Source organism: Staphylococcus caledonicus, from assembly GCF_016238465.1.
GTDB lineage: Bacteria > Bacillota > Bacilli > Staphylococcales > Staphylococcaceae > Staphylococcus > Staphylococcus caledonicus.
The window spans coordinates 1108305-1124590 of record NZ_JABTXV010000001.1 but is presented as its reverse complement, the minus strand read 5'-3'; the positions used below and the strand labels follow the sequence as shown (position 1 = coordinate 1124590).

The following is a 16286-nucleotide window of genomic DNA, read 5'->3' as shown; positions in this document are numbered from 1 at the left end:
TAAATTTTACTATCTTTATTTTTAGCCAACCACGTCGAAAAGAAATGTCAAAGTTTTTAAAATCATAAAATAATGCTATCTTGTCTCTTAGTTTTTATTTTCCATTAATTTAGGTTGAGTAGTACAAAGCTACTAGGATGATAATACTAATAAAGTTTGCTACAGTAGAGTGAAGAAATGGTTTTAAAATAATTTTATAACGTAATTATATTATGGAAAGAAGTGGTCGTTAATGAATAAAATGCGACTCAATCAACTTATTTTGTTAGTAACTGCGATTATCGTGAGTATAGTCTTTTATTTTGCCCACATACTTTTACCATTTATGTTTGGGCCTATTATTGCTGCATTGTTAGTGGTGAAGGTTTTTAAATTAGAAGTAGTGTGGCCATTTTGGCTTAGTCAAATTGGACTTATTTTACTCGGGGTTCAAATAGGGACTACGTTTACTACAGAAGTAATGAATGATATTAAAGATGATTGGTTTATTATCATTCTTGTAACTGTTTTACTCATTATGCTATCACTTTTAATTGCTTACTTTTTCAAAAAAATTGCACGTGTAAATACTGAAACAGCGATATTAAGTGTTATTCCAGGGGCACTTAGCCAAATGTTAATCATGGCTGAAGAAAGCAAGAAAGCCAATATATTAGTAGTTAGTTTAACGCAAACTTCACGTGTTATTTTCGTTGTTATTTTAGTTCCATTTATTTCATTTTTATTTAGTAATAGCGCTAATAATACTGAAAGTGTTGCCAAAGTGACGCCTTTAACCAATGCGCTTAATCTTCCTCAAATTTTATTTCTCGGAATAATGATTGCGCTTGTTTATATGGTGATGAGTAAAATAAATTTTCCAACTAAACAATTGCTTGCACCTATTATCGTGTTGGTTATATGGAACTTAGTTACTCATATTAATTTTACGCTTGATAACTATGTATTAGCGTCCGCACAAGTCATCTACATGATCAGAATTGGATTACAAATTGCTAATTTATTGGGTGATTTAAAAGGAAGAATAGCCGTAGCGATTATTTATCAAAATGTATTTTTAATCATTGGTGCGTTTGTAATGGTGTATATAATCCATTTATTCACACATAGCTCTATCAATGAATTGTTCTTAGGAGGCGCACCAGGTGGAATGAGTCAAATCGTATTAGTTGCCATAGCCACAGGTGCCGATGTAGCTATGATTTCAAGTTTCCATATCTTTAGAATCTTCTTTATTTTATTCATTGTGGCACCAATTATTAGTTTTTTCTTGAAAATGGGTGTGGAAAAATACGGAAAAAAATAGAAATTTTATAAATTAGTGAGTCGGTTTAGAAGGGCAATCTTTTAAATGTGCATCATATAAACCAGCAGCTTCTAAAAATGAAAACGTGGTTACAGGCCCTAGAAATTTAAACCCGTACGACTTTAAATCCTTAGACAAACGTGTGGCACGTTCATCAACTGTGATTCTTTCTGATGCATGTTGGTATTGCATATCTATCGGTTTCCCATCAACATACGACCATAAAAAGTCACTAAAACTACCGTATTCTTGTTCAATTTTCAAGTAGCCTTGTGCCTGAGAAACGATAGCTTCTAATTTTTTACGATTATGAACAATATTAGGAAACTCCATTAATCGATCGATATCTGTTTCAGTCATTTGAGCTACTTTTTCAGGTTCAAATTCATGAAAAGCTTCTTCATAAGAGGCTTTCTTTTTAAGTATAGTGAGCCATGATAAACCAGCATGTTGAGACTCAAGTGCGATTAATTTAAATAAAGCTTTACTATCATATAAGGGTTGTCCCCACACGTGATCATGGTAATCCAAATAGATTGGATCTTTTGTGCCGAACGCACATTCATTCATAAATATACCTCCAAGAGATTGACTTATAGCGATTTCCATTATACTATAATTAGGTAATTAAATATATTAATGGGAAGAGTAAGTTTGAACGGTAGCACAGAGAGCATATGGTCGGTGAAAATATGTATAGTGTTCATACTGAAGGTAGCCCACTTGACTTTTATTGAAATAGTATGTAGGTAAAAGCGTGTTTGAGCGTTAATCATAATTAAGTGCAAGAGGTTAGGACGAAACCTTACTTTAAGAAGAGCCTGAGACAAAAGTGTTTAGGATTTAGAGAGAACCGAACGATGAGTAAAATTTTTTTAAATTTTATCGAATCGTGACAATATCTGCCGAGTATCCTGCTTTTGGGACACCGTATATCGGTTTTCCAGAGTATAAATCATTAATGTCTCAGGTTTATCTAAAGTATTAAACGTTAACGTCCTAGAATCTTGAATTTAGGTGGTACCACGGAACATCCGTCCTATATTTTTAGGATGGGTGTTTTTTAATTATTAGGAGGTTTTTTCTATGAACATGGAGCCTAAATACAATCCGCGCGAAGTAGAAGCGGGGCGTTATGAAGAATGGGTAAGAAATGAGTATTTCAAACCCTCAGAAGAGCAAGGTAAAGAAACATATACGATTGTAATTCCCCCTCCAAATGTCACTGGTAAATTACATTTAGGGCATGCTTGGGATACAACGTTGCAAGATATAATTACAAGAATGAAACGTATGCAAGGTTACGATACTTTATATCTACCAGGTATGGACCATGCAGGTATTGCTACTCAAGCCAAGGTTGAAGCTAAGTTAAAAGAACAAGGCATCTCTCGTCATGATATGGGACGTGAGAAGTTTTTAGAACATGCTTGGTCTTGGAAAGAAGAGTATGCTTCATTTATACGAAAACAATGGGCTAAACTAGGTCTTGGACTTGATTATAGTAGAGAACGTTTTACGCTAGATGATGGTTTAAGTCAAGCAGTCAAAAAAGTCTTCGTTGATTTATACAACAAAGGAATCATTTACCGTGGCGAACGTATCATTAACTGGGACCCTGAAGCGCGTACAGCACTTTCAGATATAGAAGTTATCCATGAAGATGTACAAGGACATTTTTATCATTTTAAATATCCTTACGCAGATGGTGACGGTTATATTGAGATTGCTACTACACGACCTGAAACAATGTTAGGCGATACAGCAATTGTAGTTAACCCTAACGATGATCGTTATAAAGACGTTATAGGTAAAAAAGTTATATTACCAATCGTTGGTCGTGAGTTACCAATTTTAGCTGATGAATATGTAGATATTGAATTTGGTAGTGGTGCTATGAAAGTAACACCAGCACATGACCCTAACGACTTTGAAATTGGTCAACGTCACGACTTAGAAAATATCATCGTGATGGATGAGAACGGTAAAATGAATGATAAAGCCGATAAATATGCCGGTTTAGACCGCTTCGAGTGCCGTAAACAACTAGTTGAAGATTTAAAAGAACAAGATATGGTCATCAAAATTGAAGAACATGTTCATTCAGTTGGTCATTCAGAACGTACAGGTGCAGTAGTTGAACCGTACTTATCTACACAATGGTTTGTGAAAATGAAACCTTTAGCACAACGTGCATTAGATAACCAAAATACGGATGATCGCATTGATTTTTATCCACCACGTTTTGAAAATACATTTAACCGTTGGATGGAAGAAATCAGAGACTGGACAATTTCACGTCAATTATGGTGGGGTCATCAAATTCCAGCTTGGTATCATAAAGAAACTGGTGAAATATACGTTGGTGAGGAAGTTCCTCAAGATATTGAAAATTGGGAACAAGATGAAGACGTTTTAGATACTTGGTTCTCAAGTGCTTTATGGCCGTTTTCAACTTTAGGTTGGCCTAATGAGGCAGCTGAAGATTTCAAACGTTATTATCCTACAAATGCCTTAGTGACTGGCTATGACATCATCTTCTTCTGGGTAGCGAGAATGATCTTCCAAGGATTAGAATTTACTGATCGTCGTCCATTCAATGATGTACTACTTCATGGTTTAGTACGTGCTGAAGATGGACGTAAAATGAGTAAATCATTAGGTAATGGTGTTGACCCAATGGATGTAATTGAACAGTACGGTGCAGACAGCTTAAGATATTTCTTAGCTACAGGTTCATCTCCAGGTCATGATTTACGTTATTCTACTGAAAAAGTAGAATCAGTATGGAACTTCATCAATAAAATCTGGAACGGTGCACGTTTTAGCTTAATGAACATTGGAGACGACTTTAAGTATGAAGATATTGATTTAACTGGTGATTTATCATTAGCAGATAAATGGATATTAACACGCTTAAATGAAACAATTGAAACCGTAACAAACTTAAGTGATAAATATGAGTTTGGTGAAGTTGGACGAGCACTATATAACTTCATTTGGGATGAATTCTGTGATTGGTATATTGAAATGAGTAAAATACCAATGAACGGTGAAGATGAAGCACAAAAACAAGTTACGCGTTCAGTATTAAGTTATACACTCGATCAAATCATGCGCATGTTACATCCATTTATGCCATTTGTCACAGAAAAAATTTGGCAGAGTCTTCCACATAAAGGCGAGACAATTGTTAAAGCGTCTTGGCCAACAGTGAAAGAGGAACTTGTATTTGAAGAAAGTAAACAAACAATGCAACAACTTGTGGAAATTATTAAATCAGTGCGACAATCACGTGTGGAAGTAAATACGCCACTTTCAAAAGAGATACCAATTTTCATTCAAGCTAAAGACGAAGATATTAAAGCAACTTTAAATGAAAATGCCGATTACATTCATAAATTCTGTAATCCAAGTGAATTAACGATTGATACCAATATTGATATTCCTGAAAAAGCTATGACAGCTGTAGTGGTAGCCGGCAAAGTGGTCCTACCATTAGAAGGATTAATTGATATGGACAAAGAGATTGCACGTTTAGAAAAAGAATTAGCTAAACTACAAAATGAACTAGACCGTGTAGATAAAAAACTATCTAATGAGAACTTTGTAAATAAAGCACCTAAAAAGGTCATTGATGAAGAAAAAGATAAGCAACAACGTTATCAAGAAAAATATGATGGTGTTAAAAACAGAATCGAACAATTAAAAGCATAGGAGAATCGCCGATGAATTACCTAGATAGCTTGTATTGGATACATGAACGAACTAAATTTGGTATCAAGCCTGGTGTAAAAAGAATGGAATGGATGCTAGATCGTTTGAATAACCCTCAATTAAATATTAGAGGTATTCATGTTGGTGGTACAAATGGTAAAGGCTCTACGGTAGCCTATTTAAGAGCCGCTTTAGTTGACAATGGATATGAAGTAGGTACTTTTACTTCACCGTTTATCGAAACTTTTAATGAAAGAATTAGTTTAAATGGTTATCCTATTACAAATGATGAAATAGTAGAATTAGTAGAGAGAGTTAAGCCGGTTAGTGAAGCACTAGAACAAGAAACTGAATTAGGCATTGCCACTGAGTTTGAAATTATAACAACAATGATGTTTTTATACTTCGGAGAAATCCATCCAGTTGATTTCGTTATAGTTGAAGCGGGACTAGGCATTAAAAACGACTCTACAAACGTCTTTAAGCCAATTATCTCTATCTTGACGAGTATTGGTTTAGATCACACTGACATTTTAGGAAATACGTATTTAGACATTGCTAAAGATAAAGGCGCAATTATTAAGCCAAACACACCAGTTATTTATGCAGTGAAAAATGAAGAAGCATTAAAATATATTCGTGATTTAGCAGAAAGCAATGACGCTAAGCCAATCGAGCTTGATCGTGAAATTGTAGTGGTGTCTCAAGATGATGAGTTTACGTATCGTTACAAAGATTATGAATTAGAAACAATCATTTTAAACATGCTAGGTGAGCATCAAAAAGAGAATGCTTCATTAGCAATTACAGCGCTTATTGAACTAAATGAAGAAGATGTAATCGATTTAGATTTCAATAAAATGATTGATGCAATCGAAAGCGTTACCTGGACAGGGAGAATCGAACAAGTTAAAGAGAACCCTTTGATGATTATCGATGGGGCTCATAATAATGAGAGTGTAGAAGCTTTGACTGATACTATTAAAAATTATTATGACAATAGTAAAATGGATATCTTATTTTCTGCCATTAAAGGTAAACCAATTTCTGGTATGTTGAATAGACTATCTGAAATCGCAAATAAAATTTATTTCACTGAATTTGATTTCCCTAAAGCCTTAACTAAAGAAGAATTAGCTGAGGACGTAAACGTGGAAAACATTGAATTTATAGATGACTATCTTGATTTTATAAACCGTTATGAAGGTGACGGATTATTAATCACTGGAAGTTTATATTTCATTAGTGAAGTAAAAGCCAAAACACAATTTTAATTTAAAATATTGAGAGAGCCTGGGACATAAATCCCAAAATAATAGCTTAGAGATGATTCATGATTGAATCATCTCTAAGCTTTTCTTTTATCAATACTTCGTATTGTTTGGCGGGCTTTCCTAGGGGGACGGGTCGAGCCACGGTCTCGACACTCATCCTATTCCCTCAGGAGTCTCGCCAACAATACTACGTTACATATATGTAATTTTACATTAAAATACTTTAAAAAAATAAGACACTTCCGTATAATTTAATAAACATCACTAAACTAAATTAACGAGGTGTCTTATGTACAAAAATTATAACATGACTCAACTTACACTACCAATAGAAACTTCTATTTTAATTCCTACTACTGATATATCACATCACGTCAATGAAATTGTAGAAACAATACCTGATAATGAATTCGATGAATTCAAACATCATCGTGGAGCTACATCTTATCATCCTAAAATGATGTTGAAAATTATATTATACGCTTATACACAGTCTGTATTTTCTGGGCGTAAAATCGAAAAATTACTCAATGATAGTATTCGAATGATGTGGTTAGCTCAAAATCAAACGCCTTCTTATAAAACAATTAATCGCTTTAGAGTTAATCCTAAAACCGATGCCTTATTAGAATCATTATTCATCCAGTTTCTCTTTATTTTTAAATATACATAAAACAAGCAAAACTTTAAAATCTAAATTGAGATACTAAGATAATTTTGAAAATAGATAACTAAATTATATAACGCATCAAAATATAATTTACTTTTAAATTGAATTAGGTATAATAACTCTAAGGAGTTGTTATATGTTTTTATTAGCTTATGCATGTAGTGTAATCTTTAGTTACTTATATCATTTAACTACGGTTGATCAATTGAATCTTAAGTACTTCATAATGCATTCTAAATGTGATTATTGTAGTCGACGATTGAGCTGGTTAGAGCTCTTCCCAATCATAAACTTTATCTATTTGAAAGGGCGAACCTTATGTTGTCATAAGAAGTTAAACCTCAATTATATTCTCGGAGAAATTCTTGCTTTTGTAATCATTCCACTCATCTCATTTAATCACTTCGATGTGTACGCACCATTATTTTTAACTACTTTTTTATTTTTACTCACAATGGCTTTATATGATATACAAACTTTGACACTTAATTTAAATTTAGTCATTATACTTTTAATAATATGTATTTTTATAGCACCGCTTCATTTTCAAACATTTTTATTATTCGCCCCTTTAATCCACCTATGCTTTTTATTTAAACCCCATCAAATTGGCTACGGAGATATTCTTCTTCTAACTGTTTTATCGCTCTTTTATCCATATAACTTTTTTACAATCTTTTTAACTATTACATTTACAATTGCATTAATCTTTTCAAGCATAATGTTATTAATTAAACATCAACATTATATTCCACTTATTCCATTTATATTAGTAAGCTACGTTATTACCAGCTATTTTTACCACGATATTATCATTTATTTATAGGAAGGAAGATTTCTTTGAACATTAAAGACATGGCTACAAGTGAGTTACCAAGAGAGCGTTTGATACAACAAGGGGAAAAGAGTTTATCTAATAGTGAATTATTAGCTATCTTAATAAATACAGGAAGACAAGGATATTCTAGTATCGATATAGCTAACGATATTATGAATCAATATGGTAGTTTAAAAGAATTAAAACATTTATCAATAGATGATTTAATTAAGATTAAGGGTATTGGCGTATATAAAGCTGTAACATTGAAAGCAGCATTCGAATTAGGTGAAAGAATGAATGCTAGATGTACTTTAGAAAAAGTTAAGATTAAATCGCCACAAGATGTTGCAGATATGATGATGTCAAAAATGAAAGATTTAACGCAAGAACACTTTGTAGCATTATTTTTAAATTCTAAAAATATAGTGATTAAAGAAGAAACTATATATAAAGGGACGTTGAATTCATCTGTAATTCATCCTCGTGAAGTGTTTAATGCAGCCATTAGGGCTTCTAGCAATTCTATTATCGTCGTTCATAATCATCCTTCAGGGGACGTCACCCCATCGAATGAGGATATCGCTACGACAATTAGGCTTAAAGAATGTGGGCATATTTTAGGGATTGATTTGTTAGATCACATTATTATTGGGGATCAAAAATTTACAAGTTTAGTCGAAGAAGGGTATTTTGAATAAGCATGTCTATAAAATTTACCATAGTTTATAAAGTTAACTTCTTGTATAATAAAACTTAAATTAATGTTCGAGGTGCTTTATGACAATCTTTTTAATTGTGGGTATTTTGATACCTATTATCTATGTGTTGAGATTAAATATAAAACAACACACTATTAGAATTAAAGAAACGCTCATTACTATAGGTCTATCGGTAGTAGGAATCACGATATTTTCATTATTAGGTGTATTAGTAAGTCATCAACAAGTCAATATACTATCGTTAATTGTTGCGTCTATAGTAGTTGGAATAATTTGGGGATTATTATTAGCAGGAGTTTACAAACTTTATAACTATTTATCTCATACATTTAGAAAATAAAAATTGCTAGTTAGGCTATTACATATTAATTCGTAAAATAGCCTAACTAGCATTTTAAATTTTATGGTAAATAAGCGGTAATTACTTGATAATTTTCAAAAATCCATAGTATACCTTGATAAGCTAAATATAATCCTAACAACACTATAGCTGCTGAAATTATAAATCTTAAAATAGCAAGGCCCACTCTGAATAGTAAAATCACAAGTAATGCTATTAAAATGATACTTAATATACTCATTTTATACACTCCTCGTGAACTCTAATAAATATAGTATAGTAATATTGTAAATCATTTTTTCAAAATTGGGTATCATACTTTAGTTATCTAGTTACATCGTACTTAGGACTGATGAAAAATAATAACATTTACTTTATAATAGCCAAGATTGAAATAGGAGGAGAGCTAATGCGATTTATTCTAAGTATCTTTAAAAATATCATTGCAGTAATGGCTATTATATGTGTTGTATATTTTGCATTAAAATATGCTCCCTTTTTGAGAGAACAAGAATGGAACCCAGTGAATCATACGTCTAATAGTACGCAAGTAGGTGCACCTCAGAATATGATGAATAATGAACAAGTTCCAACGAATGGTAAACATTATGTGTTAGAGGAAAATGATATTATCCAAAATATTCCTCATAGTCAGGTGAAAAATGTATTTAAGCTCCTTGATAAAAATGAATTTATGGCAGTTTCTGGATTAGGTAGAATGGGCTACAATGAAAACTACATAGCCGGTCAGCGGGATGACGAATTTATCATCTATAAATTTGGAAGTGATTCCATGAGAGTATATAGTACCGAAATTGAAATGGAACAAGATTTAAATGGGCTAGGCCAAAGTATTGAACTTAAACCGCAAGGCTCATATTAGAATACTATTATTTAAATTGTAGTATTTGAAAAGAACTAGTTTTTACGTTAGAGTTTTAGATATGATAATAATTCAAAGGTTGGTGTGAATAATGTCTGAACAATCTAAAGAAAAACAAGCCAATGAGCAAGCTAAAGCTACAAACTTATTTGCTAAATGGCGTAAAAAAGAAACGTTATATAGCGAAGATGAAAAAAAGAACAAACAAGATAATAACGATAAAAATGAAGAATAGAATTGTTAAAGAGATTAGGTAATAAAGTTTATTTACACTTGTAATTTAAAGTGATAGTGAACTTAGAACCTAATCTCTTTTTTGTGATAGAGACCAAAATATTAATAATAGGTATGTTATGCCAAAGCGAACGATTGACTTTATTCGTATACCGCTTCGTTTATGTAACTAGTACTTAAAGCTTTTGTCCATGCTTCAAACTTAGTGCTTTATTTAACCGGAAGAGTAATATAAAATAGAAAAGGACAATTTAAATAACTATTGGTAGAGGTGTTCTGAGTGCAAAAGTTTTTTAAAAATAACAAGTTGATTGTTGTTTTGTGTGCGATAATTGTCTTCATTGCACTGATTGGTTTGTCTTTACGTTCACAAACTCAATCACCTCCTGAACAATATGTGGGGGATTCTGTTTCTTTCGGTCAAAGAGTGGTCAGTTATCCCGTTAATTTTGTGACTGGAGCAATAAATAATCTTTTTAGTTCAAACAAAGCCACTGATAATAAAAAGATTAAACAACTTGAGGCTAAAAATGAGAAATTAGAAGCCGAAAATAAAAGTTTGAAAAAAGAATTAGATATGACAGATGCATCGAAATATGATGCAATTTCTGGTGCAGTCATTGCACGAAATCCAGATCAATGGATGAATACAGTTATAATCGACAAAGGTAAGAAAAATGGTATTCGTGATAATATGGCAGTTATGACTGCTGACGGTTTAATTGGACGAGTCACTAAAGTAAACCAATTTTCTTCGCAAGTGGATTTACTTTCAACCAATACTCGGACAGGTAAATTATCAGTTAATATTGAACACGACTCTAATAATGTTTTTGGACTTATCGATCGTTATGATAATAAAAATCAAGAACTTATTATTAGTAATATCAACAATAAAGATAAACTTTCTAAAGGCGATAAAGTCGTGACAAGTGGTTTAGCTGATCAGTTACCAAGTGACTTATACATAGGTGAAGTTACAAAAGTTGAAAATGATGAATATGGATTAGCTAAGGAAGTAAGAGTGAAAACAGGTGCTAACTTATCTGATATTAACCATGTTTATGTAGCTAAAAGTGATGCGAACAGTTCTGCTGATGGAAGTAGGGACAACTAATGAGAGCATTATCATACTTAGTTATAGGTATAATCCTATTCTATATCGATACAATTATTGGATTAGTTATCCCAATGCATATAGGTAAGTTTGAGATTATCTTTGTACCACATTTAACACTTTTATTTATATTATTATTAACCGTATACCGTGGCTTTGGTGTTGGTTTAATATTAGGAGGAGTACTAGGAATTGTAACTGATTTATATTTGGGCAGCGTATATGGTTTATACATGTTCGGTTACATTCTATTAGTTCTTCTCTTTGATAACTTCCTTAAAGTATTTTATCGAGATTACACAATGATGTTTATGTTGAACTTATGTAGTGTAGTTGTTTTCGAGATTTATATAGCATGTATTTATGCGATTATTGGATTTATTAACTTTAATATAATCAACTTCTTATTATTACGATTATTGCCAACATTAATATTAAACTTTATTTTGTTAATTATTATATTTCCAATTTTCCTTAAATATATTAAAAAAATGCAAAACAAGATTGACACTAAAGTGTAGTAATGGTACTATGCAATAGTTGAGTAGTTTTATAGCTACATACAACCGCTCAAATACAGGTTTAAGTACGCGAATAACTAAATTGGAAATAATCTAAATTTAGAATGTCACCTGTATATGGCGTGACTTATAAATATAGGAGGTGCAAAGTATGTTTGCTATTATTGAAACAGGCGGTAAACAAATCAAAGTAGAAGAAGGTCAAGATATCTTCGTTGAAAAATTAGATGTTAATGAAGGTGATTCATTTACATTTGATAAAGTTATCTTTGTAGGTGGCGATTCAGTTAAAGTTGGTGCTCCAACTGTTGAAGGTGCTACTGTTACTGCTACAGTTAAAAAACAAGGACGCGGTAAAAAAATTACTGTATTCACTTACAAACGTCGTAAAGACTCTAAACGTAAAAAAGGTCATCGTCAACCATACACTAAATTAACTATTGATAAAATCAACGCTTAATCTCTATGATTACTGTTGATATTACAATAAATGATAGTGGCAAAGTAACAGATGTTATTATGGATGGCCATGCAGACCATGGTGAATATGGTCATGATATTGTTTGTGCTGGCGCTTCAGCAGTTCTATTTGGCAGTGTAAATGCTATATTAGGTTTAACTTCTGAAAAACCAGACATTGACTATGATGATGACGGCGGTCATTTTCATATAAGAAGTGTAGATACAAATAATGAACAAGCACAATTAATTCTTCAAGCAATGCTTGTTTCTTTACAAACCATTGAAGAAGAATATAATGAAAATATCAGATTAAATTACAAGTGAGGTGTATCCCGATGTTGAAATTAAACTTACAATTCTTTGCATCTAAAAAAGGGGTAAGTTCTACTAAAAACGGTCGTGACTCAGAATCTAAACGTTTAGGCGCTAAACGTGCAGACGGTCAATACGTTACTGGCGGTTCTATCTTATACCGTCAACGCGGAACTAAAATCTATCCTGGTGAAAATGTAGGTCGTGGTGGCGATGATACATTATTCGCTAAAATCGATGGCGTTGTTCGTTTCGAACGTAAAGGACGCGACAAAAAACAAGTTTCTGTATATGCAGCAGCTGAATAATTTTGTCTAGTTAACACCAGAAGTGAATGCTTCTGGTGTTTTCTTTTGTTTATAAGTGAATTATCTAAAATGATAAATTTTAAACTGGTAAATATTTAATGATATAATATTGTCATTAATGAATCGAAAGTAAAAGAGGTGAGATATATGTTTGTCGATCAAGTTAAAATATCTCTAAAAGCTGGTGATGGAGGTAATGGTATCACTGCTTATCGTAGAGAAAAATATGTACCATTTGGAGGCCCAGCTGGTGGCGACGGTGGTAAAGGCGCATCAGTTGTTTTTGAAGTGGATGAAGGTTTAAGAACGTTGCTTGATTTTAGATATCAAAGACATTTTAAAGCCAAAAAAGGTGAAAATGGCCAAAGCAGTAATATGCATGGTAAAAATGCAGAAGATTTAGTGTTAAAAGTACCACCTGGCACGATTATTAAAAGCGTAGATACTGAAGAAGTATTAGCTGACTTAGTAGAAGACGGTCAACGTGCTATCGTTGCTCAAGGCGGTCGTGGCGGAAGAGGTAACTCTCGTTTTGCTACACCACGAAATCCAGCGCCAGATTTCAGTGAGAATGGAGAACCTGGTGAAGAATTGGATGTAACGCTAGAGCTTAAGTTATTAGCAGATGTCGGCTTAGTAGGTTTCCCAAGTGTAGGTAAATCAACACTATTGTCCATCGTTTCTAAAGCTAAGCCGAAAATTGGAGCTTATCACTTCACTACTATAAAACCTAATTTAGGTGTAGTATCTACACCTGATAATAGAAGTTTTGTTATGGCCGATTTACCTGGTTTAATAGAAGGCGCTTCTGATGGTGTTGGTTTAGGTCATCAATTCTTAAGACACGTGGAACGAACAAAAGTTATCGTGCATATGATTGATATGAGTGGTTCTGAAGGTAGAGACCCTATTGATGATTATCAAGTCATTAATAAAGAACTTTTAAATTATAAACAAAGATTAGAGGAAAGACCTCAAATTATTGTCGCAAACAAAATGGATATTCCTGAAGCACAAGAAAATTTAGAACGCTTTAAGAAAGAATTAGCGTCAGACGCAATCATTGTGCCTGTTTCTACAATTACCCGTGATAACATCGATCAATTGTTATATACTATTATGGATAAATTAGACGAAGTTAAAGATATCGACTTTAGTGTAGAAAAAGATGAAGAAGTTGGAGTTAACCGTGTACTTTATAAACATACACCTTCTCAAGATAAATTCACAATTACCCGTGATGATGATGGTGCTTATGTAGTAAGCGGTAATGCGATTGAACGAATGTTCAAAATGACTGACTTCAATAGTGATCCAGCCGTTAGACGATTTGCACGTCAAATGCGTTCTATGGGTATCGATGATGCTTTAAGAGCGCGAGGATGTAGTAATGGCGATATCGTAAGAATATTAGGTGGAGAATTTGAATTTATAGAATAGGAGTGCTTTAAGTGGACAACAAAGAATATAAAAAGTTCTATTTAATAAGAGAAGATGTTTTACCTGAATCAGTTGTAAAGACTTTAAAAATTAAAGATGCTTTAAAGAATGATTCTGAGCTGTCCATTTATGAAGCCGTGAAAAGATTTAATTTATCTAGAAGCGCATTCTATAAATATCGCGAGACTATCTTTCCTGTTGATGAAAAGATATTTGAACATCGTGAATTTACACTTATTTTATATGTCAACGATATTGTTGGTATGCTGGCGCAAGTATTAAATACCATTTCTCAATTAGAATTATCTGTATTAACAATTCACCAAAGTGTTCCAATGGAAGATAAAGCGACGATAACCTTGTCATTAAGTGCTAAAAACACAGCACTATCAATTGACGAAATTATTATAGCTTTAAGAAATATTGAACATGTATCAAAGGTTGAATTAATAAGTATGAGTATGTAAGGAAGGTAAATCATGTACGCTTATATAAAAGGGCAATTGACCCAATTGTTTCCAACGCACGTTACGCTTGAAACGTCTAGTGGAGTTGGTTATGAAATACAAACACCTAACTCTTATCGTTTTCAAAAATATTTAGATCGAGAAATTACTATTTATACTTCATTAATAGTTAGAGAAGATGCACAATTGCTTTATGGTTTTATTAATGAAGAAGAAAAAGAAATGTTTTTAAGTTTAATCAAAGTGACAGGAATAGGGCCTAAATCTGCGTTAGCGATTTTAGCTACAAGTACGCCTAATGAAGTTAAACGTGCAATTGAAAATGAAAATGATGCATATTTAACGAAGTTCCCAGGTATTGGAAAGAAAACGGCACGCCAAATCGTGCTTGATTTAAAAGGTAAAGTCCAAATTACTGAGGAAACTAGCGAAACTTTGTTTGCTGTTGATGACCAACCTTCAAATAATGAGCGTTTAATTAAAGAAGCATTATTAGCGTTAGCTGCTCTAGGATATTCTAAAAGAGAATTGGCTAAAGTTGAAAAAGTACTTAACAAAGAAGCCTTTGAATCTGTTGACGAAGCGGTTAAACTAGGTTTAAAAACATTAGTTTCATAAAAAGGTTAAGGGGATTAGGACATTTTGTCCGCTTCTCCTTAACCCTTAATTATAGATTAATTTACTGGGGGGATAATAATGGATGATAGAATGGTCGATCAATCATTACATAATGAAGAATCATCTTTCGAGTTCTCGCTCAGACCTACGAAATTAAAACAATATATTGGACAAACTTCTATTAAAAATAATTTAGAAGTGTTTATAAAAGCGGCTAAATTACGTGAAGAGCCACTTGATCATGTGCTTCTCTTTGGCCCTCCAGGGTTAGGTAAAACAACATTATCTAATATTATTGCTAATGAGATGGATGTAAATCTTAGAACTGTATCTGGTCCATCACTAGATAGACCTGGGGATTTAGCTGCAATCTTATCTGGTCTACAGCCTGGTGATGTTCTCTTTATTGATGAAATTCATCGTTTGAGTAGTACGGTTGAAGAAGTTTTATATTCAGCTATGGAGGACTTCTTCATAGATATTATCATTGGTAAAGGTGATGAGGCTCGTAGTATTCGAATTGATTTACCACCATTCACACTTGTTGGCGCCACTACACGTGCAGGTAGCTTAACTGGCCCATTAAGAGATCGCTTTGGAGTACATTTAAGATTAGAATATTATAATGAATCTGATTTAAAAGAAATTATTATAAGAACTGCAGAAGTTTTAGGTACTCAAATTGATGATGAAAGTGCTTCTGAATTAGCTAAACGTTCACGTGGAACACCGAGGGTAGCTAATCGATTATTAAAACGTGTGCGTGATTTTCAACAAGTCAATGAAGATGAACAAATTTATATCGAGACTACTAAGCAAGCCTTAAAACTACTACATGTTGACGATGAAGGTTTAGATTATATTGACCATAAAATGATGAATTGTATTATAAATCAATATAACGGAGGACCAGTTGGCCTTGATACGATTGCAGTATCTATTGGCGAAGAACGTATAACTATTGAAGATGTATACGAGCCTTTTTTAATTCAAAAAGGGTTTATCGAACGCACACCTAGAGGAAGAAAAGCAACTGCGTATGCATATGAACATTTTAAAAAAACAAAAGAATGAGGGA

At 32.8% G+C, this 16286-nt stretch carries 19 protein-coding genes, 1 pseudogene and 2 other annotated features; of the genes and pseudogenes, 18 read left to right on the top strand and 2 right to left on the bottom strand.

Going from position 1 to position 16286, the window contains the following annotated elements:
• The first annotated feature begins 232 nt into the window (after window positions 1-232).
• Entirely contained in the window at window positions 233-1306 is a 1074-nt protein-coding gene (locus tag HS848_RS05645; protein WP_198611541.1) for an AbrB family transcriptional regulator, read from the top strand.
• Window positions 1307-1318: 12 nt separating this feature from the next.
• On the opposite strand, the gene HS848_RS05640 is transcribed toward HS848_RS05645, so the two are convergent.
• Window positions 1319-1876, bottom strand: a complete 558-nt coding sequence (locus HS848_RS05640) for a DNA-3-methyladenine glycosylase I (RefSeq protein ID WP_198611540.1) — start codon at window positions 1874-1876, stop codon at window positions 1319-1321.
• A 56-nt stretch (window positions 1877-1932) separates the two neighbouring features.
• Window positions 1933-2351 (top strand) — a binding site (T-box leader).
• Between the two features lie 41 nt (window positions 2352-2392).
• On the opposite strand from HS848_RS05640, the gene HS848_RS05635 reads away from it, so the two are divergent.
• From HS848_RS05635 to HS848_RS05610, 6 genes and pseudogenes are all read left to right on the top strand, one after another.
• Entirely contained in the window at window positions 2393-5023 is a 2631-nt protein-coding gene (locus HS848_RS05635) for a valine--tRNA ligase (protein WP_198611539.1), read from the top strand.
• A gap of 11 nt (window positions 5024-5034) precedes the next feature.
• Entirely contained in the window at window positions 5035-6297 is a 1263-nt protein-coding gene (locus tag HS848_RS05630; RefSeq protein WP_107508067.1) for a bifunctional folylpolyglutamate synthase/dihydrofolate synthase, read from the top strand.
• Between the two features lie 289 nt (window positions 6298-6586).
• Window positions 6587-6946 (top strand): annotated as a pseudogene (locus HS848_RS05625) (transposase); the annotation flags it as partial.
• A gap of 157 nt (window positions 6947-7103) precedes the next feature.
• Window positions 7104-7793 (top strand): prepilin peptidase, encoded by a 690-nt coding sequence (locus HS848_RS13025; protein ID WP_198611538.1) that lies wholly within the window; start codon window positions 7104-7106, stop codon window positions 7791-7793.
• A 14-nt stretch (window positions 7794-7807) separates the two neighbouring features.
• Complete coding sequence (gene radC, locus HS848_RS05615; protein ID WP_198611537.1) at window positions 7808-8485, top strand: RadC family protein; 678 nt, start codon at window positions 7808-7810, stop codon at window positions 8483-8485.
• Window positions 8486-8564: 79 nt separating this feature from the next.
• The gene (locus HS848_RS05610) at window positions 8565-8846 is read left to right on the top strand and encodes a hypothetical protein (protein WP_107508064.1); all 282 of its coding nucleotides are present in this window, start codon (window positions 8565-8567) and stop codon (window positions 8844-8846) included.
• Window positions 8847-8907: 61 nt separating this feature from the next.
• Here HS848_RS05610 and HS848_RS05605 read toward each other — a convergent pair whose 3' ends face one another.
• Window positions 8908-9087: a hypothetical protein gene (locus tag HS848_RS05605; protein WP_107508063.1), complete on the bottom strand. Its 180-nt coding sequence runs from the start codon at window positions 9085-9087 to the stop codon at window positions 8908-8910.
• 168 nt (window positions 9088-9255) lie between these two features.
• Between HS848_RS05605 and HS848_RS05600 the strand changes: the two genes are divergently transcribed.
• The 11 genes from HS848_RS05600 (at window position 9256) to ruvB (ending at window position 16282) form a co-directional block, all read left to right on the top strand.
• Window positions 9256-9729 (top strand): DUF4930 family protein, encoded by a 474-nt coding sequence (locus tag HS848_RS05600; protein WP_198611536.1) that lies wholly within the window; start codon window positions 9256-9258, stop codon window positions 9727-9729.
• A gap of 91 nt (window positions 9730-9820) precedes the next feature.
• Window positions 9821-9964: a hypothetical protein gene (locus HS848_RS05595; RefSeq protein WP_107508061.1), complete on the top strand. Its 144-nt coding sequence runs from the start codon at window positions 9821-9823 to the stop codon at window positions 9962-9964.
• A gap of 279 nt (window positions 9965-10243) precedes the next feature.
• Window positions 10244-11080, top strand: coding sequence for a rod shape-determining protein MreC (mreC, locus tag HS848_RS05590; protein ID WP_198611535.1), 837 nt, complete (start codon window positions 10244-10246; stop codon window positions 11078-11080).
• Window positions 11080-11601, top strand: a complete 522-nt coding sequence (gene mreD, locus HS848_RS05585) for a rod shape-determining protein MreD (protein WP_107508059.1) — start codon at window positions 11080-11082, stop codon at window positions 11599-11601. The genes mreC and mreD overlap by 1 nt, the downstream gene beginning before the upstream one ends.
• Before the next feature lie 33 nt (window positions 11602-11634).
• Window positions 11635-11739: a sequence feature (ribosomal protein L21 leader region), on the top strand.
• Window positions 11740-11752: 13 nt separating this feature from the next.
• A complete protein-coding gene (rplU, locus tag HS848_RS05580; RefSeq protein ID WP_103166566.1) occupies window positions 11753-12061 on the top strand; it encodes a 50S ribosomal protein L21 in 309 nt (102 codons plus the stop codon).
• A gap of 5 nt (window positions 12062-12066) precedes the next feature.
• The gene (locus HS848_RS05575) at window positions 12067-12387 is read left to right on the top strand and encodes a ribosomal-processing cysteine protease Prp (protein WP_107508058.1); all 321 of its coding nucleotides are present in this window, start codon (window positions 12067-12069) and stop codon (window positions 12385-12387) included.
• Between the two features lie 11 nt (window positions 12388-12398).
• A complete protein-coding gene (gene rpmA / locus HS848_RS05570; protein ID WP_103166568.1) occupies window positions 12399-12683 on the top strand; it encodes a 50S ribosomal protein L27 in 285 nt (94 codons plus the stop codon).
• A gap of 147 nt (window positions 12684-12830) precedes the next feature.
• The gene (gene obgE / locus HS848_RS05565) at window positions 12831-14123 is read left to right on the top strand and encodes a GTPase ObgE (protein WP_198611534.1); all 1293 of its coding nucleotides are present in this window, start codon (window positions 12831-12833) and stop codon (window positions 14121-14123) included.
• Between the two features lie 11 nt (window positions 14124-14134).
• Window positions 14135-14590, top strand: a complete 456-nt coding sequence (locus HS848_RS05560) for an ACT domain-containing protein (protein ID WP_107508056.1) — start codon at window positions 14135-14137, stop codon at window positions 14588-14590.
• Window positions 14591-14602: 12 nt separating this feature from the next.
• Window positions 14603-15208, top strand: coding sequence for a Holliday junction branch migration protein RuvA (gene ruvA, locus HS848_RS05555; protein WP_198611533.1), 606 nt, complete (start codon window positions 14603-14605; stop codon window positions 15206-15208).
• 78 nt (window positions 15209-15286) lie between these two features.
• A complete protein-coding gene (gene ruvB / locus HS848_RS05550; protein WP_198611532.1) occupies window positions 15287-16282 on the top strand; it encodes a Holliday junction branch migration DNA helicase RuvB in 996 nt (331 codons plus the stop codon).
• Window positions 16283-16286 lie beyond the last annotated feature (4 nt).

Excerpts from the sequence above, each read along its gene's own strand:
- HS848_RS05645 (WP_198611541.1), top strand. The coding sequence starts at position 233 with ATGAATAAAATGCGACTCAATCAACTTATTTTGTTAGTAACTGCGATT.
- HS848_RS05640 (WP_198611540.1), bottom strand. The coding sequence starts at position 1,876 with ATGAATGAATGTGCGTTCGGCACAAAAGATCCAATCTATTTGGATTAC.
- HS848_RS05635 (WP_198611539.1), top strand. The coding sequence starts at position 2,393 with ATGAACATGGAGCCTAAATACAATCCGCGCGAAGTAGAAGCGGGGCGT.
- HS848_RS05630 (WP_107508067.1), top strand. The coding sequence starts at position 5,035 with ATGAATTACCTAGATAGCTTGTATTGGATACATGAACGAACTAAATTT.
- HS848_RS13025 (WP_198611538.1), top strand. The coding sequence starts at position 7,104 with ATGTTTTTATTAGCTTATGCATGTAGTGTAATCTTTAGTTACTTATAT.
- HS848_RS05610 (WP_107508064.1), top strand. The coding sequence starts at position 8,565 with ATGACAATCTTTTTAATTGTGGGTATTTTGATACCTATTATCTATGTG.
- HS848_RS05605 (WP_107508063.1), bottom strand. The coding sequence starts at position 9,087 with ATGAGTATATTAAGTATCATTTTAATAGCATTACTTGTGATTTTACTA.
- HS848_RS05600 (WP_198611536.1), top strand. The coding sequence starts at position 9,256 with ATGCGATTTATTCTAAGTATCTTTAAAAATATCATTGCAGTAATGGCT.
- HS848_RS05595 (WP_107508061.1), top strand. The coding sequence starts at position 9,821 with ATGTCTGAACAATCTAAAGAAAAACAAGCCAATGAGCAAGCTAAAGCT.
- mreD (WP_107508059.1), top strand. The coding sequence starts at position 11,080 with ATGAGAGCATTATCATACTTAGTTATAGGTATAATCCTATTCTATATC.
- rplU (WP_103166566.1), top strand. The coding sequence starts at position 11,753 with ATGTTTGCTATTATTGAAACAGGCGGTAAACAAATCAAAGTAGAAGAA.
- HS848_RS05575 (WP_107508058.1), top strand. The coding sequence starts at position 12,067 with ATGATTACTGTTGATATTACAATAAATGATAGTGGCAAAGTAACAGAT.
- rpmA (WP_103166568.1), top strand. The coding sequence starts at position 12,399 with ATGTTGAAATTAAACTTACAATTCTTTGCATCTAAAAAAGGGGTAAGT.
- obgE (WP_198611534.1), top strand. The coding sequence starts at position 12,831 with ATGTTTGTCGATCAAGTTAAAATATCTCTAAAAGCTGGTGATGGAGGT.
- ruvA (WP_198611533.1), top strand. The coding sequence starts at position 14,603 with ATGTACGCTTATATAAAAGGGCAATTGACCCAATTGTTTCCAACGCAC.
- ruvB (WP_198611532.1), top strand. The coding sequence starts at position 15,287 with ATGGATGATAGAATGGTCGATCAATCATTACATAATGAAGAATCATCT.